The 21,694-nt window shown below is 50.8% G+C and carries 21 protein-coding genes; 18 read left to right on the forward strand and 3 right to left on the reverse strand.

Annotated features, from left to right (window positions below):
* Positions 1–51: 51 nt before the first annotated feature.
* From B051_RS0101185 to B051_RS0101220, 8 genes are all read left to right on the forward strand, one after another.
* Positions 52–1,401, forward strand: a complete 1,350-nt coding sequence (locus tag B051_RS0101185; protein WP_018476342.1) for a hypothetical protein — start codon at positions 52–54, stop codon at positions 1,399–1,401.
* Between the two features lie 189 nt (positions 1,402–1,590).
* Complete coding sequence (locus B051_RS0101190) at positions 1,591–2,589, forward strand: hypothetical protein (RefSeq protein ID WP_211214310.1); 999 nt, start codon at positions 1,591–1,593, stop codon at positions 2,587–2,589.
* 47 nt (positions 2,590–2,636) lie between these two features.
* Positions 2,637–3,116: a YdeI/OmpD-associated family protein gene (locus B051_RS0101195; protein WP_018476344.1), complete on the forward strand. Its 480-nt coding sequence runs from the start codon at positions 2,637–2,639 to the stop codon at positions 3,114–3,116.
* A gap of 105 nt (positions 3,117–3,221) precedes the next feature.
* Positions 3,222–3,626, forward strand: coding sequence for a methionine-R-sulfoxide reductase (locus tag B051_RS20690; RefSeq protein WP_018476345.1), 405 nt, complete (start codon positions 3,222–3,224; stop codon positions 3,624–3,626).
* A 19-nt stretch (positions 3,627–3,645) separates the two neighbouring features.
* Complete coding sequence (locus B051_RS0101205) at positions 3,646–3,957, forward strand: peptide-methionine (R)-S-oxide reductase (protein WP_018476346.1); 312 nt, start codon at positions 3,646–3,648, stop codon at positions 3,955–3,957.
* Positions 3,958–4,045: 88 nt separating this feature from the next.
* Complete coding sequence (locus B051_RS0101210; RefSeq protein ID WP_018476347.1) at positions 4,046–4,432, forward strand: diacylglycerol kinase family protein; 387 nt, start codon at positions 4,046–4,048, stop codon at positions 4,430–4,432.
* 129 nt (positions 4,433–4,561) lie between these two features.
* Complete coding sequence (locus B051_RS0101215; protein WP_018476348.1) at positions 4,562–4,966, forward strand: DUF6970 domain-containing protein; 405 nt, start codon at positions 4,562–4,564, stop codon at positions 4,964–4,966.
* A gap of 2 nt (positions 4,967–4,968) precedes the next feature.
* Complete coding sequence (locus B051_RS0101220) at positions 4,969–5,445, forward strand: DinB family protein (RefSeq protein ID WP_018476349.1); 477 nt, start codon at positions 4,969–4,971, stop codon at positions 5,443–5,445.
* An 89-nt stretch (positions 5,446–5,534) separates the two neighbouring features.
* On the opposite strand, the gene B051_RS0101225 is transcribed toward B051_RS0101220, so the two are convergent.
* Both B051_RS0101225 and B051_RS0101230 read right to left on the reverse strand, forming a co-directional pair.
* Positions 5,535–6,326: a DUF4382 domain-containing protein gene (locus tag B051_RS0101225; protein ID WP_071594839.1), complete on the reverse strand. Its 792-nt coding sequence runs from the start codon at positions 6,324–6,326 to the stop codon at positions 5,535–5,537.
* Between the two features lie 153 nt (positions 6,327–6,479).
* Positions 6,480–9,518 (reverse strand): AsmA family protein, encoded by a 3,039-nt coding sequence (locus B051_RS0101230; protein ID WP_018476351.1) that lies wholly within the window; start codon positions 9,516–9,518, stop codon positions 6,480–6,482.
* 107 nt (positions 9,519–9,625) lie between these two features.
* On the opposite strand from B051_RS0101230, the gene B051_RS0101235 reads away from it, so the two are divergent.
* Both B051_RS0101235 and gldJ read left to right on the forward strand, forming a co-directional pair.
* On the forward strand, positions 9,626–10,642 hold the full coding sequence (locus tag B051_RS0101235) for a PorP/SprF family type IX secretion system membrane protein (protein WP_018476352.1): 1,017 nt from the start codon (positions 9,626–9,628) through the stop codon (positions 10,640–10,642).
* Between the two features lie 65 nt (positions 10,643–10,707).
* Positions 10,708–11,940, forward strand: a complete 1,233-nt coding sequence (gene gldJ, locus B051_RS0101240) for a gliding motility lipoprotein GldJ (RefSeq protein WP_018476353.1) — start codon at positions 10,708–10,710, stop codon at positions 11,938–11,940.
* A 66-nt stretch (positions 11,941–12,006) separates the two neighbouring features.
* Here the strand turns inward: gldJ and B051_RS0101245 are convergent, their stop codons facing one another.
* Positions 12,007–12,699, reverse strand: coding sequence for a ComF family protein (locus B051_RS0101245; RefSeq protein WP_026236116.1), 693 nt, complete (start codon positions 12,697–12,699; stop codon positions 12,007–12,009).
* Positions 12,700–12,796: 97 nt separating this feature from the next.
* Between B051_RS0101245 and B051_RS0101250 the strand changes: the two genes are divergently transcribed.
* The 8 genes from B051_RS0101250 to B051_RS0101285 all read left to right on the forward strand — a co-directional run bounded on the left by B051_RS0101250 (position 12,797) and on the right by B051_RS0101285 (position 21,625).
* Complete coding sequence (locus B051_RS0101250; RefSeq protein ID WP_018476355.1) at positions 12,797–13,159, forward strand: carboxymuconolactone decarboxylase family protein; 363 nt, start codon at positions 12,797–12,799, stop codon at positions 13,157–13,159.
* A gap of 100 nt (positions 13,160–13,259) precedes the next feature.
* Entirely contained in the window at positions 13,260–13,610 is a 351-nt protein-coding gene (locus B051_RS0101255) for a hypothetical protein (protein ID WP_018476356.1), read from the forward strand.
* Positions 13,611–13,712: 102 nt separating this feature from the next.
* Positions 13,713–14,474, forward strand: a complete 762-nt coding sequence (locus B051_RS0101260; protein ID WP_018476357.1) for an exodeoxyribonuclease III — start codon at positions 13,713–13,715, stop codon at positions 14,472–14,474.
* Positions 14,475–14,629: 155 nt separating this feature from the next.
* Complete coding sequence (locus B051_RS0101265; protein WP_018476358.1) at positions 14,630–17,941, forward strand: DUF4175 family protein; 3,312 nt, start codon at positions 14,630–14,632, stop codon at positions 17,939–17,941.
* Positions 17,942–17,970: 29 nt separating this feature from the next.
* On the forward strand, positions 17,971–18,396 hold the full coding sequence (locus B051_RS0101270; protein WP_018476359.1) for an ATP-binding protein: 426 nt from the start codon (positions 17,971–17,973) through the stop codon (positions 18,394–18,396).
* Positions 18,380–18,808, forward strand: coding sequence for an rRNA maturation RNase YbeY (gene ybeY / locus B051_RS0101275; protein WP_018476360.1), 429 nt, complete (start codon positions 18,380–18,382; stop codon positions 18,806–18,808). The genes B051_RS0101270 and ybeY overlap by 17 nt, the downstream gene beginning before the upstream one ends.
* A 66-nt stretch (positions 18,809–18,874) precedes the next feature.
* Positions 18,875–20,737, forward strand: coding sequence for a tRNA uridine-5-carboxymethylaminomethyl(34) synthesis enzyme MnmG (mnmG, locus tag B051_RS0101280; RefSeq protein ID WP_026236117.1), 1,863 nt, complete (start codon positions 18,875–18,877; stop codon positions 20,735–20,737).
* A complete protein-coding gene (locus B051_RS0101285; RefSeq protein WP_018476362.1) occupies positions 20,738–21,625 on the forward strand; it encodes a class I SAM-dependent methyltransferase in 888 nt (295 codons plus the stop codon).
* The last annotated feature ends 69 nt before the right edge of the window (positions 21,626–21,694 follow it).

The raw sequence follows: 21,694 nt of genomic DNA on the forward strand, positions 1-21,694 counted from the left end.
CTGACGCCTTGCTTTATCCTGTACCAACCGTTATCTGATATAAACCACAAAATGAAAACGACGAAGTTGTATTGTACGCTACTAGCTATCCTATTTACAATTAACTCCTGCAGTACAAGTAATAGCAACTATAAATTTTCAAAAGTTACTGTGCAGCGTGTGAGCAACTTTGCTTCAGAATTCAGAACCTACTGTGCTCTGGACCCAAAATCAAATTTTGAGTTGAATGCTGTTGATGCCAGTTTCTTTGGGGATTTCCAAACTGCATTAGACCAAGCCACCAAAAGAGAGCCTGTTGCAACCGACCCTTCCGAAAGGTTTAGTCATGCAGCAGGTGAAATGGATAAAGCACAAATAGTCAGAGCACTTCAAGCTGAGATAAGCAACCCTAGTACCACTGCAGAGGACAAGTCCTCTGCACAGACTTTCTTGGATTTGTTGACTACGCCGACCGCGGAAGAGCTTTTTGCTAGCTCAAAGTCTGTTTCTGCCATCTCCTATATAGTTGAAAAAGCCAAAGCGCATCACTTTACGCTAATAAATGAAGCACATTATAATTCACAGCACCGAGCATTTACCAAAGAATTGCTCAAGCCCCTTTGGGAGGAGGGGTACAGGTATCTGGCTCTGGAGGCTCTCGGATATGAAGACATTAGCCTACAGGAACGTGGTTACCCGATAATTGCATCAGGCTACTATTTAAAAGATTCAAACTTTGGCAACTTGGTTAGGGAGGCGCTCCAGCTAGGGTACACGTTAGTAGCATACGAGACACAGAACAAGCATGACGGAACACCAAGAGACAGGGACCAAGCAATCAATATCTTTAAGCAGACATGGAACAAGGACCAGAAAGGAAAGGTCTTGGTCCATGCTGGCTATAATCATATTTCAGAGGCAGGCGATACGGATTACGAGCCCATGGGCCACCAACTCAAGAAACTGTTAAATCAGGAAATATTGACTATAGACCAAGTGCAAATGGTAGGACTTAATGACCCTCTAAAGCTGCATCCGTACTACAGAGAGGCCGCACGTAATTATGAACTTTCTGAGCCAACTGTCTTTATGAGCAGCAAGGGTGAGGCGATAATAGACCCTATACTTAGGCTAGGTACAGATGTTCAGGTATATCATCCTACCACTAAGTATGAACTGGGACGGCCGCATTGGATGAAGACCTCAAAGCTCAAACAGATTCCGCTTACATCTGAATTCGATGCCTATGAAGGCTTCTTGGTTCAAGCATTGCATCAAAGTGAAAAAGAGGAGTCAGTCCCTGTAGACCAATTTATCATCGGGAAAGGCAGTGCTTTTTTGCTTCAGTCTGGAAAGTATAACTTGCGGATTATCAATTGTGAAGGCGAGCTAGTTGGTGTAGCTCAGTTAGAAATTGATTAAAAAATTAAACCAGATAACAATAGCTTCGCCATGGCAAAGCCAAGCCGTTGGCAGCAATTCAAAAGATGAATAACCCAAAAGTTAAAAGGAGCCAACTTCCATTTTCCCAAGACCAGCCACTGTACGACTTATAAGATAATCCGAAGCCTACAGAACATGACCAGCCTCCTCACCTTGCCTCCCCTTGCTATGAGACGCCACCTATACCTGCTTCCGCTATACCTGGTTTTACTCCTCTCGCTGTCCTGCCAACCTGACCAAGGGAAAACAGTGCAGACCGATGCGGCAACAGAAGCTTCAGAAACAAAGGCCGATGCCACACATCAAGAAGCCCCCCAGGTAGACGAAGCGCTGGTGAAGGAATGCACCGAGTATTGGGCTGAGATTCAGCGACTCAATTCTATTTCAGCAGACTACTACGCCAAAGAATTCTTGCCGAATGCCCTCGCCAATCCAGCGCTGACCGAGCAGAACCGGGAGTTCTTAATTGCCTTGGGAGCCTCTTTAAATCAGACTTCGAAAGAGCACCTCTCCACCTTAGCCGTAGAACGGGTCCTGCTCCCGATGTTCAAACTGAAGGAGGACGAGCTGGGCATATTCGGATTTCCAGCCTATGATGCGGCTAAACCTGACATCAGGGACTCGTCGCTGGAGTATAAGATACTGGTTGAGCGCGGGCTGATTGCCCCACACGATGAACCTCAAACCAATCTGGCTCTCTACCCAACGCTGGCCGATTCGCTTCTCAAAAACAGAAACCAGTCGGTCTATGCCTATACCGCCACCGGAAAGGTGAAGACGCGAATTACCAACTTCGGCTCTTACCAGGGGGAGTGCCTGCAGTACTACAACTACCTGGTGGACAGCAAGCCCTTCAGCAACAAGGACAAGGTGCTATTCGCCAGCAGGTATAACCTGGACTTGATTTATAAGGATGAACCTGAAATGGACGCCTTGCTTAAAAGCCAATACAAGAAGCAATGCCAGGATTGCCCTAACAGTGGGGAATTGGAAAAGACATTCGCCTCCCTCAAAGGAGTAGAAGGGCTCTACTTCACCTACGCCGACACCTTCCCGCTGAACAACGAGCTGGAGACGCCGCTGCGAGGGCTGGTCATGAAGTTGGAAGACAGGTTCGTATACCTGTGGTACGATGAAGTAGACTTGGTAGGCTGCAGCTGTATATAACCAACAAGTATTCGCTAAAACTTACATGATAAAATAAACCAAGAAAAATGCCCCAGCTCCTGACCAACAAATCTTACTTGTTAGAGAAGTTCCCCGGCAAAGGGGGCTGGACCTATGCGGCTATACCCGAAATCGCTCCGGATAAACATGCTCACTTCGGCTGGGTGAGGGTAAGGGGCACCATTGATGGCTATGAGCTAAAGGGCTATCACCTGATGCCCATGGGCAACGGCCAGCTTTTCTTGCCGGTAAGGGCCGAGATTCGGAAAAAGATAAAGAAGCAGGCAGGCGATTGGGTGCAGGTGATACTATACGCCGACAACACCCCACAGGAAGTGCCGGAAGAACTACTGTTGTGCTTGAAAGATGAGCCCGGAGCTTATGAGCAGTTTCGGAACTGCACCGATGGCGAACAGAGAGCTATTATAGAATGGATTTACAGTGCCAAAACCGACGAAACCAAGGTAGAGCGCATTGTACAAACCATAAACAGGCTGCTCAGCAACCAGAACCTGCACAACAAATAGTCCTTCAGCTTATGCTTCCCGGCAGCCGGAGAACCCGGCAACTAAACCTTCCCGGTTGTTTTTCTGTTCTTATAACCACAACCATAATCAAACCAACCTATACCTATGAAAGTAGCAAAGGACCCATCAGGGTACAACAAACTCACTCCAGACGAAGAGCGCATCATCGTGCACAAGGGCACCGAGTATCCGGGCACTGGCGAGTACGAGCATAACAAAGCCGAAGGCGTATACCTGTGCCGCCGCTGCAACGCCCCCCTCTATACCTCCGAATACAAGTTTGAGTCGCACTGCGGCTGGCCAAGTTTTGACGACGAAATCACCGGAGCCGTGAAACGCGTGCCGGACGCCGACGGACGCCGCACCGAGATTGTCTGCGCCAACTGTGGCGGGCACCTGGGTCACGTGTTCGAAGGCGAGTACCTTACCCCCAAAAACATACGCCACTGCGTCAACTCCATCTCCATGAAGTTCATGCCGGTGGAGGAACTGGAGAAGGACGGGCAGTAGGGGCTATACCTTCAAGGCCATGTTCAGGCACAGGGACAAAATATGTGAAGCGGAGGGTCAGTCGGAAGGCGGCACCTATACCTGCTCCAGCTGCGGCAGCGCACTGTTCGAGGCCAGCAAGAAGTTTGATGTCGGCTCCGGCTTCCCCAGCTTCTGGGCGCAGCTAGGGGAGCAGGTGCGGTACAAATTTCTTGACACGTATGGCCGCCACCGCATCCAGCTCCTCTGCAGCGTATGCGGACAGCACTTGGGCCACCTGTTCGAGGATGTCCGCACGCCTTCCAACGTCCGGTACTGCATCAATGCCGATGCCCTGAGACTAGAAGAATAGCGCTGGGCGGTGCTGGTTTAACTTTCATCAAGCTTATTGAGTATATTCACAGCGAAATCTGCTTATCTGCCACGCTACATACCTTTGCATGAGCCGTCCCTCCTACATCAAGTCCCGCTACAACAGCTTCCGTTTTGCGTTCAAAGGGCTCAGTTCCGTCTTCCGCTCGGAGCCGAACATGCGCCTGCATGTGCTTGCCAGCGTGGTGGTGGTGGCCATGGCCTACGGGCTGGAGGTGACGCGGGTGGAGTGGTGCCTGCTGGTGCTGTGCATTGGCATGGTATGGGTGGCCGAGATTTTCAATACCTCCATCGAGACGCTCACCAACCTGGTGTCGCCGGAGCAGAACCCACTGGCTGGCAAAACCAAAGACCTGGCGGCGGGCGCCGTGCTAATGGCCGCCATCACATCCGTAGTTGTGGGGCTTTTCATTTTCGTCCCTTATTGGGCCTCCTACGTACATGTAGAGTTGTAAATCTGGCAGGAGGAGGGCAGGTATAGGAATCTCTTGTTTGGTGTTGCAACAGAGAAAAGCGGCGCGACCCGTTTCACATGTGCTGTAAATAATTACCTTTGCGCGCTGTTCTTCAGGAAAGAAACCACAATGGCCACACGAAAACCCTGGTTCTGGAAATTTTCTTTGGGAGTTCTGCTGCTCTTCGGGTCAGTGGCCTGCAAGCCGCTGGAAGAGTCGATACAAGGTCCCGACGGAGCTAACGCCAATGCCCAGAGCGCTGCCTGGCTCAGCGACCTTATACGGGAACTGGAAGAGGAGCAGCCCGCCAACCCGCCGGTCAAGGTATACCGCTACAACTACAACGACCAGGAGGTATACTACCTCTCCGGCCGCTGCTGCGACATTCCCAGCAAGCTGTACGACGTGAACGGCAACCTGCTATGCGAGCCTGACGGGGGCATCACCGGCAAAGGCGACGGCCGCTGCCCCGACTTTCTGGAGACCAGAACGAACGAAACCTTGATTTGGGAAGATAAAAGAGAAACGAATTGACGATGACTGGAAACGACGTATTAAAGAACCTATCCGAATACAACATCTGGGCCAACCAGACCATGCTGGATGTATTCAGCAGCCTGCCAAGCGTACCCAACAACGCCGCCCGCCTGTTCAGCCATGCCCTCAACGCACAGGCCATCTGGATTGCACGTATCACCGGCACGCAGAGCCCGGTTAAGGTATGGCAGGAGCACAACCTGGAGCAATTAAAGGAGCTGCACAAGTCAGCCTCTTACAGAATAGCAGAACTGGTAGCCAACAGCGACGAAGCAGAGTTCAACCGCCTGATTGACTACACCAACAGCCAGGGCAACAAGTATAGCACCCGCGTGCTCGACATCCTGACGCACGCCTTCAACCACGCCACCTACCACCGCGCCCAGGTAGCCACCGACCTGCGCAAGAACGGCCACACACCACCCAACACTGACTACGTGACCTACGTGCGCGAACTGATGGGACAGGTGTTCTAAGCCTGGATTTAGCAAACAACTTATATAAATAGAAAAGGGCTCTTCACATGAAGAGCCCTTTTCTATTTTGGCAGATTTGGATTCGGGTATTACTTTACTGAGAGGTCCACCGTGCCCAGGTCTTTGATTTGGTCCTGCGACACGCTGACGTTCTCTAGTGTTTTGTCGTGCTCGTTGTTCTCTGTATAGAACTTCACGGTATAGGTGCCCGCTTTCACACCTTTAATCAGGAAGTCGCCTGCCTCGTTGGCGAAACCGCCTATGGTGTCGTTGGCAGCCGAGATGACATAAATGCCTGGCTTGTATTCAGCAGGAGTCACCTTGCCTTTGATACCACCGGCAATAGCCTGCGTGATAGTGCGTACCACTGGCTTCAGGTTGTACTGCCCGTTGCCTCTGGCCACAATAGACTTAGCCGCATCAAAGTCGAGGAGCACCACATAGGTCACATCCTCTTTCAGCTCCGCATCAATTTGCAGTTTCACGCCAGAGGTCTGGCCGCTCGGTGTTTTCAAGGCAACCACACGTCCATCTTTCAGTTTGAGCGAGTTATTGTCACCCAACACCAGCCTGATTTGGGAGATGTTGCCTGCCGGCAAACTGGCACTGGCCAGCAGCGTGTCGCGGCCATTGGCGAAATCCAGCAGGTTGTATACGCCTGGGTTGATGTTGTCAAGCGTCAGCCAGCCTTCTTCTTTGTCTGTTTCCTCCTTGTGAATCTGCACCGAGCGGATGTCGATGTTTACCTCATCGTAGTCGCCTGGGGCATCCGTCATACGTACCTCCATCTTGGCTGTACCGGTGTTGTCAGATGCACTATCGCAGGAACTGAACCATACCAGCCCGCACATCATAAATGGAATCAAAAACCTAGCTTTCATAGAATTTGTATTTGTTTTTAGATACACTCAGGTACCAATTAGCACCCTTTACACGAAATAACGACATAAAGTTGCACAGATGTATATAGCTATATAAAAATAAATTCCACTACTGGCTAGTAGTGGAATTTAAGGCACTTGCAATAGGACTTTTCATTGATTGCCAGTCGTGGTGGTATCTGGTGGTGTGGTTTCAGCTGGCTTGGCAGCAGGTTTAGATTTTGGCCTCAGGAAGTCCGTGACTCTATCGGTCGCCTGCTTCTTGATTTTCTGCTCAGCCTCCAGTCGCTTCTTCTCCAGTTCCTGACGGGCTCTGTCTTCCGCTTCCTGTCGTTTTCTGTCCAGTTCGTTTCGCACACTGTCCTGCAGTTGCTGCTTGCGCTGTTCCAGCTTCAGTTTAGCGTCATCCACTTTGCTCTTCACCACGCTCTCCACGAGGTCTTTGGCCTGCCCCTTGGCACTGCCACCTGCCAGCGATACACGCGGGTCAGACAGCGTGCCGCCAATGTTCAAGTTCAGGGTGATGCGGTCGGAGGTCTTCAAAGCGTCATTGCCGATAATGCCCGCCAAACGCGTATTGAGCTCACGGCCCACTTTCCCGGCTGGTACGTTGAGGGCCGTTACGTAGTCAATGTTGCCATTCACGTTGTTGGTTCCGCCCACTGTCATCTCCACATTGCCCACCTTCAGGTCAAACGGTTTAATCACCAGGCTTCCATCTATAATCTGTGCGTCAATGTATCGGTTCTCCACCACGAAATTCCGCAGTTCATCGAAATGAGTCAGGGAGCTGATTTGCTCCACAATCTTCACATCGCGCACCGCCGCCTTTATCACCCGGATTATACCTGAACCGTCCAAGGTTTTGAAGACCGGCGTCATGTCCTGGCCCAATTCTCCGGCAAAATTGAATTTGGTAGAGAAGGTGCCATCCAGAAGCCCTGCTATTGGAGCAACGACCTTAATGGTGTTGAAGGCATTGAAAGCCTCTTTGAAGTTCAGGTTCTGTACATCCAGCTTCATATCGAAGAGGGGCTGCTTCAGGTCTTGTGTGTTGTAGCTGCCGCTCGTCACAAATGCCCCGCCCAGAGTGTTGAACTTCACCGCATCCAGCCGCGCCACCTTGTCTTTGATGAGCACGCGGCCTCCCACATTGTTCAGCTTCAGGTTATCGTAGAGCACCTGCTTGGCATCTACATTCAGGGTGATGTCGAGGTTGGCCGGTACTTCCACCACACCCTCAGCCTCTGCCGTGGCGGCAGTCGTCTGGCCAGTGTTCTCATCCACCATCCACTCGTTCACATTGAAGTTGTTGGAGTTCAGGGTGAAGTTTCCGCGCAGGGGCTGGTCTTCCGCCAGCGCATAGCCTAGGTAGTTTGACACACTGCCATTGGCCTGAATGTCGCTCTTGCCCAAGAAGCCCCTCAGGTTGTTCAGTTGGATGCGCTCGTTGTTGAACACCGCATCCGCACTGTTTATTTTGATGCCCTGTGGCATGTCTTTGCTCACAAAGTTCAGGTTGCTGACGGCCATGGTGCCGTTGGCGGTCACGTTGTTGTACTTCTCCGCCTCTATATCTGACATCTTGCCTTTGGCAGCCACGTTGGCGTTGATGCGGCCCGACACAGTCATGTCCTCCAGCGGGAATATCTTGGTGAGCTTGGTGAGGTCCAGTATACCTTTGATTTGCCCATCGAACACAGGTTTGTCTATACCTTGCACCAGCACACGCCCCTCCAGCGGCTCGCCGTCCAGCGTCATGTTGAAGCGCTCCACGTTGATTCGGGTATCGTCGGTGTTGCCAGTCTTGTTGAGGATGTTGGTCACCATGCTCAGGTTCTCGATAGGGGCCGGGAAGTCCTTTGATTTCACAAAGCCGTTGGTCAGGCGCATATCTGCGTCTATCACCGGCATGCTCGTCTGGCTGTAGGTGCCCTTGGCGTCGGCGTCCACTTTCAGCAGGCCGCGCAGCGTCATACCTTCCACGGGGAACACTTTGGTTATCTCCTCCAGGTCCACATTGGCCTTCACGTTGCCGTCCACCTGCATGGTTTCCATACCTTTTACTAGCACACGCGCGTCAATCGGGTTCTTGCCCAGGTCCAGGTGCAGCTTGCGCACATCCACCACCGTATTCTCCAGGTCGCCGTCCGGGTTATCGATGCGCATGTCCACGTTGATGTTGCGGGCAGCCTGCGGCAGGTCCGGGTACTTGAACATGCCCTCCATGATTTTCAACTCAGTGCCGAAGCCCGGCATGAGCGAATCGTTCATACGACCTTTAAGATACCCGTCAAAGCTCAGGCTTCCTTCTGTCTTGATGTCTTTGAAGTCATCCTGGTACATACCTGGCACAACCGACAGCACGTTACGGAAATCCGTCTCGGTGGCTTTGAACGTCAGGTCCATGTCAATGTCATCCTCCAGCATCAGGATGGTGCCGGCAAACTGGAACGGGAGCTCGTTGAGGCGGATGTTGTTGTCCTTAAAGGTATAGAGCGACTTATCGAGGTCCATGGCCATAGTCACGTCGGCGTCCAGCACGGCGTTCTCCACGTAGTTCACCCCGTCATAGGTCATCATAAAACGCTCGGCTGTGGTTTTGGAGTCCATGTCGAACACGCTCTTCTCAAAGTCCCCGCTGCCGCTGTGGCGCACGTTATAGGCTACCATGCCAAATGGTATACTCAAATCATCGTAGATAAGCGTTCCATTGTTCACGTCCCATTGCTTAATAGCCATGCTGAAATCACTGGCCGTGGTGTCGGTGGCAGCGGTGGCTGCCGTATCGGTCACAAAGATGTCCCAGTTGGCTTTGCCGCTCTTGAGCACCAGCAATCGGATGATAGGGTCCTCTAAAGCTATTTTATTTATCTTGAGTTGGTCGCCGCCAATCACGCTCATTAAGTCAAGCCCCATCCGGAAGGAGGGTATCTTGGCCAGCGTGTCAGTAGCAAAGGAATCCTGCCCCACGATGAGCAAGTTTTCCACGCCCAGCGACATGTTAGGGAAGTCACGGAAAAGCGACAGGCTCACATCTTCTGTATTGTAAAAGACGGTGGCGTTGATATTCTTGGCAATCTCTTTGTCCAGGGCCTCTTTAATTTTATCTTTGAAAAGCAGGGGAACCAGCGCCGCCGCCGCGAACAGCAGCGCCAGGAAGACAAAGAAACCAATGACGATTTTTTTCATATAGGTTGGTTGGTTATCGTAAAAGCTAAGCTATATATTTTTATAGCCAAAACCATGCAAATTTTATACGGGCCTCAGTTTAGTAACAGGAAACGAGCCTACTAAGTATGCTAACCGCCTCTAAAAAGATACTGCTCTGCCTCATCTGCTGCTTCTGGAGCCTTGGGCTCGTGGCGCAGGATGCCCTCTTTACGCAGCAGTACGCCAACCGGCTATACCTGAACCCGGCCTTTAGCGGGCTGGGCCGAAGCTGGAGCGTCACCGCAGCGCACCGCAACCAGTGGCCGTCGCTGAACGGCTCCTTCGTCACCAACCAACTGTCGGCTGATTATCGGATTGCAGGAACCAAAAGCGCCGTAGGTATGGTACTTCAACAGGACAAGGCAGGAGTAGGGGGACTGCAGAAACTACAGGTTGCACTTGCCTATGCCTACCATACCCAGCTGACGGAGAACATGGCTTTCTCAGCGGGCCTACAGTCATCCTTTGCCTCCCTCCGCGTAAATTACGATAACCTGGTTTTCGGAGACCAGCTTTCTGATAACGGCCAGACCGCCCTGACCTCGGCCGAAGCCAATTCCTTTGAGCCCACCAGCTTCCTGAGTTTTGCGGCCGGCGGTTTGTTGTACAATAACCAGTTTTGGGCAGGCTTCACGGTATCTCATCTTAACCAACCCAGCTTCGGGTTTGCAGAAAAGACGCAGCTGCCCTTGCGGTATGTGGCGAGTGCCGGGTACAAGTTCTATTTGCCCTCAGGCTTGAGCCGCCGGAACGCTGAGTTCAGCCTAAGCCCTGCCGTCCATTTCACGCACCAGCAAAATTTAAGCAGAACAGATATAGCCCTGTATACTATCTATTCGCCGCTGACGTTAGGAGTAATATATAAAGGAGTACCCGTCACGGGCGCCGCTGACCAGGACCAGAGCCTGGGGGTGATTGCAGGTATACAGCTAGACCAGCTCCGGATTGGCTTCAGCCACGATGTCGGGCTACGGGGTTTCGGCAGGCAGGCAGGGGGTGCCAACGAGGTCAGCCTGGTATTTGAGCAGGTGGATTTCGATTATTTGTTCAGGAGCCAGAACAAGCATAAAATAAACCATAACATTGTTTGTCCGGCATTCTGAATTTAGTTATAATTGCACGTTAAATTACGTTAAAAGAACCTTATTCATTTAGTAGGTCTTAATCTATGAAACTTATCAAGTACGTATCGGCTGCCGTTCTGGGAGGAATACTTCTGTCTTCCTGCGGTAAAGGAGGAGGATACCCGACAAGCACTGACCCTGGAGACTACAGCTCTGCCACCGGTATAGAGTACAACGAGGATGAAACAGCTTTCCAGGTGAACGATTACGAGGACATGCCTCAGGCACCGGGTCTGGTGTTTATTGAGGGTGGCCGTACGACGCTTGGCTCAATGGAGGAGGACATTGCCATGACCCGTGACAACATCGAGCGCACGGTGACGGTGGCCTCTTTCTACATGGACGAGACCGAGGTTGCCAACATACACTGGCTGGAGTACCTGCACTACCTCAAGGCTGACTCCTTGTACGAGGTATACCAGGCTGCCCTGCCTGACACGACAGTATGGTCACACCAGCTGTCTTTCAACGACCCTTATGTGACTTATTACCTGCGTTACCCTGGCTTCCGATTCTTCCCGGTAGTTGGTGTGAGCTGGCTGCAGGCGAATGACTATTGCACCTGGCGTACTGCCAAGGTGAACGAGAACCTGGCGAAAGAAGCGACAGGTGGCAGCGAAAGAAGAGGCCTGTTCGGTAGAAAAGCCGCCCAGGAGCCTGCCGAGGCTGGCGCACTTTCCATCGAGTCTGGTTACGTGCTTCCGAACTACCGTCTCCCAACAGAGGCTGAGTGGGAATACGCCGCACAGGCTTTGATTGGTACGCAGTACAACGAGGACGAAAACCAGCACAACAGAAGACTTTACCCTTGGGATGGTACCCAAATGCGTAACCCGCACGGCAAGCAGATGGGCAAGTTCCTGGCTAACTTCAAGCGTGGCCGTGGTGACTATGCCGGTGTGGCAGGCTCACTGAACGATGGCGCCATGATTACGGACTACATCTACAGCTACCCTCCAAATGACTTCGGTTTGTACAACATGGCGGGTAACGTGAATGAGTGGGTACAGGACATCTATCGTCCGCTCTCGTTCCAGGACGTGGAAGATTTGAACCCGTTCCGCAGAGACGGTTTCCTGGATGAGGCCGAAAACTATGATTCGGCTGAAGGATACCACTCCCTGATAAACAACGAGGTGCGTGTATTCAAAGGTGGTTCTTGGAAAGACGTGGCCTACTGGCTGTCTCCAGGCACCAGAAGATTCATGGCGCAGGATTCATCTACAGCAACAATTGGTTTCCGTTGCGCGATGATCAACGCTGGATCTAACAGATAAGAACTAACAGTTTAATTATACTAAAGGGCCCGGGATTACCCGGGCTTTTTTCATTTAGTGCCATACCTATTTCTCTGCAGTGGCTATCGTGGCTACGCTCACCTCACTGCATCCGCTGTCGAGCAGCGACTGAATACAAGCCTCCAGTGTAGCACCGGTCGTTAGGACATCGTCTACCAGCAACACCCGCTTTCCCTTCACCTTCTCAGGCATCTTCACAGCAAACACTTTCTCCACGTTCTGCCAACGGTCCAGGCGGCTCTTCTTGGTCTGGGTTTCAGTATCTATGTTGCGAACCAGAATGCGGCTGTTCCATTCCAGATTCATTGCATCCGCCAGGCCTTTCGCAAAACTATCTGATTGGTTATACCCACGGCGGCGCAACTTGGCGTGGTGCAGGGGCACAGGCAAAATCAAGTCAAATTGCTGCCCGTATTGGTGGTCGGAGAGGAGGGAGCCGTAGCGCCTGCCCAAATGTTCTCCAAGTTCATGCGCTCCCTTGTACTTGAGTTGGTGCAGAAGCCGCTGCACGCGTCCTTTGGGCCGGAAATAAAGGTAGGAGAAAGCGTATCGCACCGGCACCTTGCCCCAGAACCTTTGCTGCAAAGTGTTGAGTTCGGTGGCTCCATGCACGTGCGCATCCGTGTAGGGCAGCTTGACCGAGCATTCAGTGCAGATATATTTCTCACCACGCGCCATTGGAGCAGCACAGGCATAGCAGATTTCCGGGAAAAGCAACGACAGTAAATCCTGTAACATACGCTGGACAGAGTGGTTTAAGGTATTCTTGATATTTTCGCTTAACTTTATCTGTTATACTTTTTATTAGCATAGAACACCAATAGCACACACAACAATGAGTCAGATAGAAGAATTCAATGAATACCGCACGCGCATGAACGAGCGCATCATGTCCTACGACAACAAAGTCATCAAGCGCTTCTTCAACCTGGACACCAACACCTACATGGAAGGCGCCCTGGATGTGAAGACGAAGGAGATGCTGGGGCTGGTCGCCTCGATGGTGCTGCGCTGCGACGATTGCATCAAATACCACCTGGGCAAGTGCTACGAAGAAGGAGTGACGGACGAGCAGGTGTTTGACGTGTTCTCTATCGCCAACCTGGTGGGCGGCTCCATCGTGATTCCGCACTTCAGGAGAGCCGTGGAGTACTGGGAGGAGCTGAAGGCGCAGCAAACGACAGAGCAGGGCTCCTAAACTTTTTTCATAAAGCTGGATGTTGGAAGGAGAGGGCATGGGGAACTTTGCAACTCTCGCCTTTCGACAACTAGCAACATTTTTTATACCCGATAACATTATGTCAGACGAATCCTCCAACCTGGACCACAGATGGACGAACCTCCGGGCTTCTATGATGAGGACATTCGGGAAGAAGCCTGATTTGAACGCCATCCTTTTTCTCATAGGTATACAGGAGCTCGGTAGAGGCATCACCGACTTCACTAAGGAAGAGAAGCAGGACCTGATGCACATTGCCACCTGCAAAGTCTTCAGCCTTTCAGGCTACTATGAATTGGAACGAGTAGACGAAGACGGTTGGCCGCATTACCGCTCTGTGAAACCTATACCTTTCGCCAACCTCAAAGAGCAGGACAGGATGCTCAAATGGCACATACTCGAGTACTTTGACCGTGCCGACGAAGCTTAAAATTTTATTTGCTCAGCCTGCCGCCGTTCTTGCCGATGGCCTCCATACCTGGTGGCCTGCATGTAAGAACTGACAGCTGCGCTGTGATATGACAACAACCTAATGAAAATCATCAGTTACAACGTGAACGGCATACGTGCCGCTATTTCCAAAGGCTTTCAGGATTGGGTGAAGGCCGCTAACCCAGACGTGCTCTGCCTGCAGGAAATCAAAGCCTGCGAAGACAAGTTTGACCGTGCCATATTCGAGGATTTAGGCTATAACGTATACCTGCACCCGGCCTTAAAAAAAGGCTATAGCGGGGTGGCCATTCTCTCCAAGCAAAAGCCGAAGCACATCGAGATTGGCTGCGGCATGGACTGCTACGACAACGAGGGCCGCGTCATCCGGGCCGATTACGACGATTATTCCGTCATGAGCGTATACATGCCTTCCGGGTCAAGCGGGGAGGAGCGCCAGGGTTTCAAGATGCAGTGGTTGGATGACTTTTACGGCTACATCGGGGACCTGAAGCACACGCTACCTGGCCTGGTCATCAGCGGCGATTACAACATCTGCCATCAAGCCATCGATATCCATAATCCGAAATCCAACGCCAACAGCTCTGGTTTTCTGCCGGAGGAGCGCAGCTGGATGGGCAAGTTCATTGAAAGCGGCTTCACGGACAGCTTCCGACACTTCAACAAGGAGCCGCACAACTACAGTTGGTGGAGCTACCGCGCAGGGGCCCGCAACAAAAATCTGGGCTGGCGTATTGACTACAACATGGTATCGAACAACCTGCAGGACCGCCTGCATCGGGCTGCCATACTTCCGGAGGCGAAGCACTCCGACCATTGCCCGGTTCTACTGGAAATAGTATAGTTAGCCTAACCTACGTATACTAAAAACAACATCAGGCAGTTAATAAGGAGAGAAGCTTCTCTTTATCATTAATTGCTTATATTAAAGCCACTTACCACCGTCAGGTTAAGCCATAGCTGTAAACATGAAACCGTAATAGTAAAAGGAGTAAGCATATGAACCAATATGATGCATTAGACAAGCTGTTGCATCAGCTCCAGGCATTTAAGAAGAAGTTCTACCTCAACCTCCTGTTGCGGGGGAGCATCTTCGCAGTGGGGCTGCTTATGTCTATTTACATCATATACAGTCTGCTGGAGTACCTCTTTTACTTCCCGGCCTATGTGCGGGCTTTCCTGCTCTTCTCTTTCATTGGGCTGGTGGTGTATGTGCTGGTCCGTTGGATTCTGATGCCGCTCTCGGCGCTGGCCAACCTCAAAAAGCTGCTCACCGACGAACAGGCTGCCTCACGGGTGGGCAACTTTTACCCTGAAATAAAGGACAAGCTCCTAAACGCGATTCAGCTCAAAGACTTAGACCGGACCAATGAACTCATTGCAGCCAGCATTGAGCAGCGCTCCAGCCAACTGGTGAACTATCATTTTACCGAAGCCGTCACATATAAAGAAAACAGGCCACTCCTCAAGTACATCGCTCTGCCTGCCTTTGTCATGCTGCTGATTGCGCTGCTATACCCTACTATTTTCGTTCAAGGCACGGAGCGTATCCTCAACTACAAAAAACATTATACCCCGCTGGCGCCTTTCAGTTTCGTGGTACAGAATGAGTCACTGCAGACCTATAGGGGAGAGGACTTTGAGTTGAAGGTGGATTTGGAGGGACAGGCTATGCCTAGCGAGGTATTCATTCACTACAACGGACGGCGGCAAAAGCTGAACAGAGGCAGCGACAACCGCTATACCTATACCTTCAAACAACTTCAGAAACCAGTTGCTTTCCGGCTAGAGGGCTCTGGTTTTATGTCAGATGACTACAACCTCCGCCTGCTGTCCCGCCCCAACCTCAAGAACTTCCACATGGAAGTGGTATACCCGAACTACCTGAAGCGAAAGCCGGAACTAATCCAGAACACAGGCAACGCCACCGTTCCTGAGGGCAGTACCATCCATTGGAACTTCTCCGCCACCGAAACAGAAAGTGTAAAACTCATCTTCGAAAACCCCTCCCAGTCATTGGAGGCAAAGAATGAGGGTAATTTATTCACAGCAAGCAAGCAGTTTGATTCCAGCCAAAACTATTCCGTCGCGCTCCGCAACGAGCACAGCAGCAACAAAGAAGTAATCAGCTATCAGGTCACGACCATACCTGACCGTCATCCGCAAATTTCGATAGAACAGTACCACGACTCTGCTCTCTACCGTTTCACTGTATTGGCCGGAGAGATTTCGGACGACTACGGCCTTACCAGGCTTGCCTTGCATTATAAAGTCACCAATGATAGGAACCCGCAGGCGAAATACAAATCCCAATCACTACCCCTGAACAGACAGCAGCTCAACCAGACATATTACCACCAGTGGAACACTGCTTCTCTCAACCTGGCACCAGGCGATAAGCTGGAGTACTTTGTACAGGTATGGGACAACGACGGGTTGCATGGGCACAAGAGCGCCCGCACCCGCACCTTTGAACTGAAAGTACCCAGCAAGCGTGATTTAGAGAACGAGTTGGTCAGCAATGCACAGTCGGTGGAGAGCCAGCTGAGCCAATCGTTGGAGAGAAGCTCTAAACTGAAAGAGGAATTAACTCACTCTGAGGAGAAGATGAAGACAAAGCGTGACCTCAACTGGCAGGACAAGAAACAGCTGGAAGACCTGGTGGAAAAGAAAAAGCAACTCGAGCAGGATATCTCGTCCATGAAGGAGCTCTTCGACCAGCTGAACCAAAAGCAGAACATGCTGAGCGAGCAGGACAAGCAGCTGGCTGAAAAGGCGCAGGAACTGCAGAAGCTGATGAACGACCTGCTCGACCCTGAAACCAAAAAGCTCTACGAAGAGCTGGAGAAACTACTACAGGAGCAACAGCCAAATGACGCGGAGCTGCAGAAGCTGCTGAGCAAGCTTGACAACCGGGAGCGCAACCTGGAGCGCGAACTGGAGCGAGCGCTGGAGCTTTTCAAGCAGCTGCAGTTTGAGCAGAAGCTCGACAACATCACCAATAAGCTGGAGGAGTTGGCACAGGAGCAACAGGAGCTCTCTGACAAGACGGAGCAAAAGCAGGAGAACAACGAGCAGCTGCAACAGGAACAGGAAGCCATCAAAGAAGAATTCGAGCAGCTGAAAGAGGACATGAAAGGCTTAAAGGAGTTGAACGACAAACTGCAGAACCCGAACCAGATGAACGAGGAGCAGTTGCAGCAGGAGCAACAGCAGATTGAGCAGGACATGCAGCAGGGCCAACAACAGCTCGAGAAGAACCAGAACAAGAAAGCCAGTGAGTCGCAGCAGAAGGCAGGGGAGAAGATGAAGCAGATGGCCCAGCAGATGGAGCAGATGCAGAACAGCATGAGCATGGGCGGTATGCAGCAGAACCTGGACAACCTGCGCGACATCCTCGAAAACCTCATCAAGCTATCCTTTGACCAAGAGGGCCTCATGAAATCCTTCCGGGGAGTCAACCAAAGCGACCCTCGTTTCATTGCGCTGTCGCAGCAGCAACTTTCTTTGCGCGATAATGCCAAAGTGATTGAAGACAGCCTCTTCGCCCTTTCCAAGAAGGTGTTCCAACTGGAGTCGTTTGTGACCCGTGAGGTGGCCCAGATGAACGAGAGCATGGACAACAGCATGAAGGAGCTCCGTGACCGCAATGTGGGCAGAGCCACCGCGCAGCAGCAACTGGCCATGACCTCTATGAACAACCTGGCCCTTATGCTCAATGATGCGCTCAAGCAGATGCAGCAGGCCATGCAGCAGATGCAGGGAAATATGGCCAGCAAGCAGAAGGGCAGCAAGCCTCAGCCCGGCGATATTGGACAGATGCAGGACGCTTTGAACAAAAAAATAGAGGAATTGAAAAAAGGAGGCAAATCAGGTAAGGCACTATCTGAAGAATTAGCTAAATTAGCTGCGGAGCAGGAGGCTCTCCGGAACGCCCTCAAAGAAATGGAGAAGCAAGGCCAAAAACCCGGTGAAAACGGCAAGAATGGCAACCTGGGAAATATTAGCAAGATGATGGAACAAAGCGAGACTGATCTCGTTAATAAACGTTTGACTGAGCAAACCATCTTGCGACAACGTGAAATCCTTACTCGCCTGCTGGAAGCGGAGAAGTCAATGAAGGAGCGGGAATTGGACAATAAACGCGAAGCAAAGAGCGCGCAAGACATTGCTCGCCAGGTTCCCCCCTCCTTTGAAAAGTATTTAAGAACGAAAGAGAAACAGACAGAACTACTCAAGACCGTGCCACCAGCACTGTCACCTTATTATAAACAAAAGGTCAGTGAGTATTTCCAGAACATAAGCAATTAAAACGCACCTTAGCTACACTAATAAGTTTTATGAATCAAGTTAAAATTCAGATTCCTTCCTTAATCGAGAATATCCGGGTAATAGAAAGCTTCATAGACAATTCAAAGGAAGAATTCGAGTTTGAAGATGACGTGTATGGCAACATCATGGTAGCTGTGACGGAATCTGTGAACAATGCCATCCGCCATGGCAACAAATTCGATAAAGAGAAGTTAGTGTACCTCACCCTGCAGGTAGAAAACAACCAGCTTCTTTTTGAAGTGGAGGATGAAGGCCCAGGGTTCGACTACGACAGCCTCCCAGATCCAACCGCTCCCGAAAACCTGGAGAACCCAGGCGGCCGTGGCATCTTCCTGATGCGTAACCTGTGCGATGAGGTGAACTTCCTGGACAATGGCAAAAAGGTGCAGCTCATCTTTAACATCATGTCAGCTGAGAATGGAGCATCCAATTGAGTTCTTTAGCGAGGACGTTGACTTCTCACTAAGCAACCCAGAACAGATTGCCGCTTGGATAGCTGACATCGTTGAACGTCATAATCACGAGCTGATAAGCCTGACCTATATCTTCTGCTCCGACGATTACCTGCACAACATCAACCTGGAGTACCTCGACCACGATACTCTCACCGATATCATCACCTTCGATAATGCCGATGAAGAAGGCACCATCGAAGGTGATATTTTTATAAGCATAGACCGAATCCGTGACAACGCTGCCACCCATGGCACCGCATTCACCGATGAATTACACCGCGTCATCATCCACGGCGTGCTCCACCTATTAGGCTTTAAGGATAAGTCCTCAGAGGAAGAGGCTGCTATGCGCAAACTAGAAGATTCTTCCTTATCTTTGCGTAAATTTTAATCGCACAAAAGGGAATCTCAAGCCTTCCTTTGATGTTTCACGTGAAACATCCTTAATCCAGAATACATGTTTCCAGAATACGATATAATAGTTGTTGGGGCCGGTCATGCAGGCTGTGAGGCAGCAGCAGCCGCAGCTAAAATGGGTTCCAAAGTCCTTTTGGCTACCATGAACATGAACACCATCGCCCAAATGTCCTGTAACCCGGCAATGGGTGGAGTAGCCAAAGGACAGATTGTTCGGGAGGTGGATGCCCTTGGTGGTATGAGCGGAATCATCACAGATCAGACGATGATTCAGTTTCGCATGCTGAACAAATCCAAAGGCCCAGCCATGTGGAGCCCTCGAGCACAGAGCGACCGCATGCGTTTCGCCGAGGCATGGCGCCTGACACTGGAGCAGACAGAAAACGTGGACTTCTGGCAGGAGATGGTAACAGGTATAGAAGTAGAGGGTGGAAGAGCCGTTGGCGTCCGGACTAGCCTGGGGATAACTATACGTGGAAAAGCCGTTGTATTGACTAATGGCACATTTCTGAATGGTATTATCCACATCGGTGAGAAGCAGATGGGCGGAGGCCGGTCAGCAGAGAAATCAGCTAAAGGCCTGACGGAGCAACTCGTTGAACTAGGCTTTGAAGCCGGCCGCATGAAAACAGGAACGCCACCACGCGTAGATGGACGCAGCCTGGACTATAGCCGCATGGAAGAACAATTCGGTGATGCGAATCCATCCAAATTCTCCTACACCGAAACGACTGCACTCCAACAGCAACGCAGCTGCTACATTACCTATACCAATTCCGAGGTACATGAAATCCTGAAAACGGGTTTCGAGAAATCACCCATGTTCCAGGGCCGCATCCAAGGGCTTGGTCCACGCTATTGCCCATCCATAGAAGACAAGATAAACCGCTTCGCTGACCGCGACCGACACCAGATATTCGTGGAACCGGAAGGGTGGAGCACTGTGGAGGTATACGTGAATGGCTTTTCTAGCTCCCTGCCAGAGGACGTGCAACTGAAGGCACTACGTAAAATCGTAGGATTTGAAAATGCGAAGATGTTCCGTCCGGGCTATGCCATCGAATATGATTTCTTCCCCCCGACACAGCTTAACCTGACGTTGGAGACCAAACTGGTGCAGAACCTCTATTTCGCTGGACAGATAAACGGAACGACAGGCTATGAGGAAGCGGCATGCCAGGGATTGATGGCCGGTATAAATGCTCACAACAAGATAAACGAGAAAGCTCCGTTTATACTGAAGCGGTCAGAAGCCTATATCGGTGTGTTGATAGATGACTTGGTGAACAAAGGGACAGAAGAGCCTTACCGCATGTTTACTTCCAGAGCTGAGCACCGCATCCTGCTCCGTCAGGATAACGCGGATATCCGGCTTACGAAGCTAGGATATGAACTAGGACTAGCCGATGAAAGCCGCATGAAAGCTGTGGATAATAAGGTATCCGAAACAGCAGAAATAATCACCTACTTGAATAACAAGCCAATCGAGCCAGGAGATATCAACAGCATGCTGGAAGGTATGGGCTCCGCTCCAATAGTTGAAAAGCAAAGGGCAGGGCAACTCATAAAGCGACCAAACATCGAGATACAGCACATTGCGGCGGCAATTCCAGCTGTGGCAGAATACCTAAGCAAGTTCAGAGCCGACAGCGTAGAGCAGGCTGAGATAGCAGTGAAGTATGAGAGCTATATAGAGAAGGAGCATACTATGGCTGCCAAGATGAGCGAACTTGAAAACTACAACATCAAAGAGAGGATAGACTACCGCAACATACCGGCACTTTCAGCGGAAGCACGCGAGAAACTGCTGCGGGTACAGCCTGAAACCATTGGACAGGCCTCACGCATCAGCGGCGTATCACCAGCTGACATTTCAGTACTAATGGTATACCTGGGAAAATAGATGAGCTACGAACGACTGGAACAATGCCCTATCTGTGGCAAAGAAGAGTTCAAAAACTTTTTAGTAGTAACCGATAATGCTGTTTCGAAAGAGAGTTTTGTGATTGTGGAATGTGAGAACTGCACATTCAAATTCACCAACCCAAGGCCGGACCAAGGGAGCATAGGCCAGTACTATGAGTCAGAGGATTACATCTCGCACAGCAACACCAAGACGGGCATTATCAACAGGGCGTACCATGTGGTGCGCTCCATCACCACAAAGCAGAAAGTAGAGCTTATCAACAGGCACTCTCCGGCAAAAGGAGCCGTGCTAGACTATGGTTGTGGAACAGGTGTGTTTTTGAGCGCCTGCAAGAAGGACGGATGGGAAGTGCGTGGTATAGAACCAAACGGAAGGGCAAGAGAGGAGGCAGCCAAGGAAACCGGTGAAAGCATAGCGCAGAATCTGGAGGAAATAGCTGGGGAAAAGTTTGAGGTTATCACCCTGTGGCATGTACTGGAACACATCCATACCATAAATGAGACGCTGGAAGAACTGATAAAGCTACTGCAGGAGGAAGGAACACTTATCATAGCTGTGCCCAATGCAGACTCTCATGACGCGCAGCAGTACAAAGCGGACTGGGCAGCGTACGATGTGCCCCGCCACCTGTACCACTTCACACAGCCGACCATGAAGCGCTTACTCAAGAGACACAAGATGAAACTGCAGGAGGTGTTACCAATGAAATTTGATGCCTATTACGTAAGCATGCTGAGTGAAAAGCATAAGGAGGGAAAGACGAAGATGCTTAGCAGCGTAGTCAATGGGTACAAATCAAACAGCTACGCAGAGAAGAATGGGAACGATTACTCCAGCCTGATTTTCGTAGCTAAAAGAAAATAGATGATACCAAAATACTGTTGATATCCTGGAACAAGGCAAGCGAAAGTTTGCCTGTTTTTATTTAAAACG

The organism is Pontibacter roseus DSM 17521 (genome assembly GCF_000373265.1).
In the GTDB taxonomy this organism is placed as follows: Bacteria; Bacteroidota; Bacteroidia; order Cytophagales; family Hymenobacteraceae; genus Pontibacter; species Pontibacter roseus.

What these genes read in the sequence shown, in the direction of transcription:
- B051_RS0101185 (WP_018476342.1), top strand. Translation starts at nt 52, where the DNA reads ATGAAAACGACGAAGTTGTATTGTACGCTACTAGCTATCCTATTTACA.
- B051_RS0101190 (WP_211214310.1), top strand. Translation starts at nt 1,591, where the DNA reads ATGAGACGCCACCTATACCTGCTTCCGCTATACCTGGTTTTACTCCTC.
- B051_RS0101195 (WP_018476344.1), top strand. Translation starts at nt 2,637, where the DNA reads ATGCCCCAGCTCCTGACCAACAAATCTTACTTGTTAGAGAAGTTCCCC.
- B051_RS20690 (WP_018476345.1), top strand. Translation starts at nt 3,222, where the DNA reads ATGAAAGTAGCAAAGGACCCATCAGGGTACAACAAACTCACTCCAGAC.
- B051_RS0101205 (WP_018476346.1), top strand. Translation starts at nt 3,646, where the DNA reads ATGTTCAGGCACAGGGACAAAATATGTGAAGCGGAGGGTCAGTCGGAA.
- B051_RS0101210 (WP_018476347.1), top strand. Translation starts at nt 4,046, where the DNA reads ATGAGCCGTCCCTCCTACATCAAGTCCCGCTACAACAGCTTCCGTTTT.
- B051_RS0101215 (WP_018476348.1), top strand. Translation starts at nt 4,562, where the DNA reads ATGGCCACACGAAAACCCTGGTTCTGGAAATTTTCTTTGGGAGTTCTG.
- B051_RS0101220 (WP_018476349.1), top strand. Translation starts at nt 4,969, where the DNA reads ATGACTGGAAACGACGTATTAAAGAACCTATCCGAATACAACATCTGG.
- B051_RS0101225 (WP_071594839.1), bottom strand. Translation starts at nt 6,326, where the DNA reads ATGAAAGCTAGGTTTTTGATTCCATTTATGATGTGCGGGCTGGTATGG.
- B051_RS0101230 (WP_018476351.1), bottom strand. Translation starts at nt 9,518, where the DNA reads ATGAAAAAAATCGTCATTGGTTTCTTTGTCTTCCTGGCGCTGCTGTTC.
- B051_RS0101235 (WP_018476352.1), top strand. Translation starts at nt 9,626, where the DNA reads ATGCTAACCGCCTCTAAAAAGATACTGCTCTGCCTCATCTGCTGCTTC.
- gldJ (WP_018476353.1), top strand. Translation starts at nt 10,708, where the DNA reads ATGAAACTTATCAAGTACGTATCGGCTGCCGTTCTGGGAGGAATACTT.
- B051_RS0101245 (WP_026236116.1), bottom strand. Translation starts at nt 12,699, where the DNA reads ATGTTACAGGATTTACTGTCGTTGCTTTTCCCGGAAATCTGCTATGCC.
- B051_RS0101250 (WP_018476355.1), top strand. Translation starts at nt 12,797, where the DNA reads ATGAGTCAGATAGAAGAATTCAATGAATACCGCACGCGCATGAACGAG.
- B051_RS0101255 (WP_018476356.1), top strand. Translation starts at nt 13,260, where the DNA reads ATGTCAGACGAATCCTCCAACCTGGACCACAGATGGACGAACCTCCGG.
- B051_RS0101260 (WP_018476357.1), top strand. Translation starts at nt 13,713, where the DNA reads ATGAAAATCATCAGTTACAACGTGAACGGCATACGTGCCGCTATTTCC.
- B051_RS0101265 (WP_018476358.1), top strand. Translation starts at nt 14,630, where the DNA reads ATGAACCAATATGATGCATTAGACAAGCTGTTGCATCAGCTCCAGGCA.
- B051_RS0101270 (WP_018476359.1), top strand. Translation starts at nt 17,971, where the DNA reads ATGAATCAAGTTAAAATTCAGATTCCTTCCTTAATCGAGAATATCCGG.
- ybeY (WP_018476360.1), top strand. Translation starts at nt 18,380, where the DNA reads ATGGAGCATCCAATTGAGTTCTTTAGCGAGGACGTTGACTTCTCACTA.
- mnmG (WP_026236117.1), top strand. Translation starts at nt 18,875, where the DNA reads ATGTTTCCAGAATACGATATAATAGTTGTTGGGGCCGGTCATGCAGGC.
- B051_RS0101285 (WP_018476362.1), top strand. Translation starts at nt 20,738, where the DNA reads ATGAGCTACGAACGACTGGAACAATGCCCTATCTGTGGCAAAGAAGAG.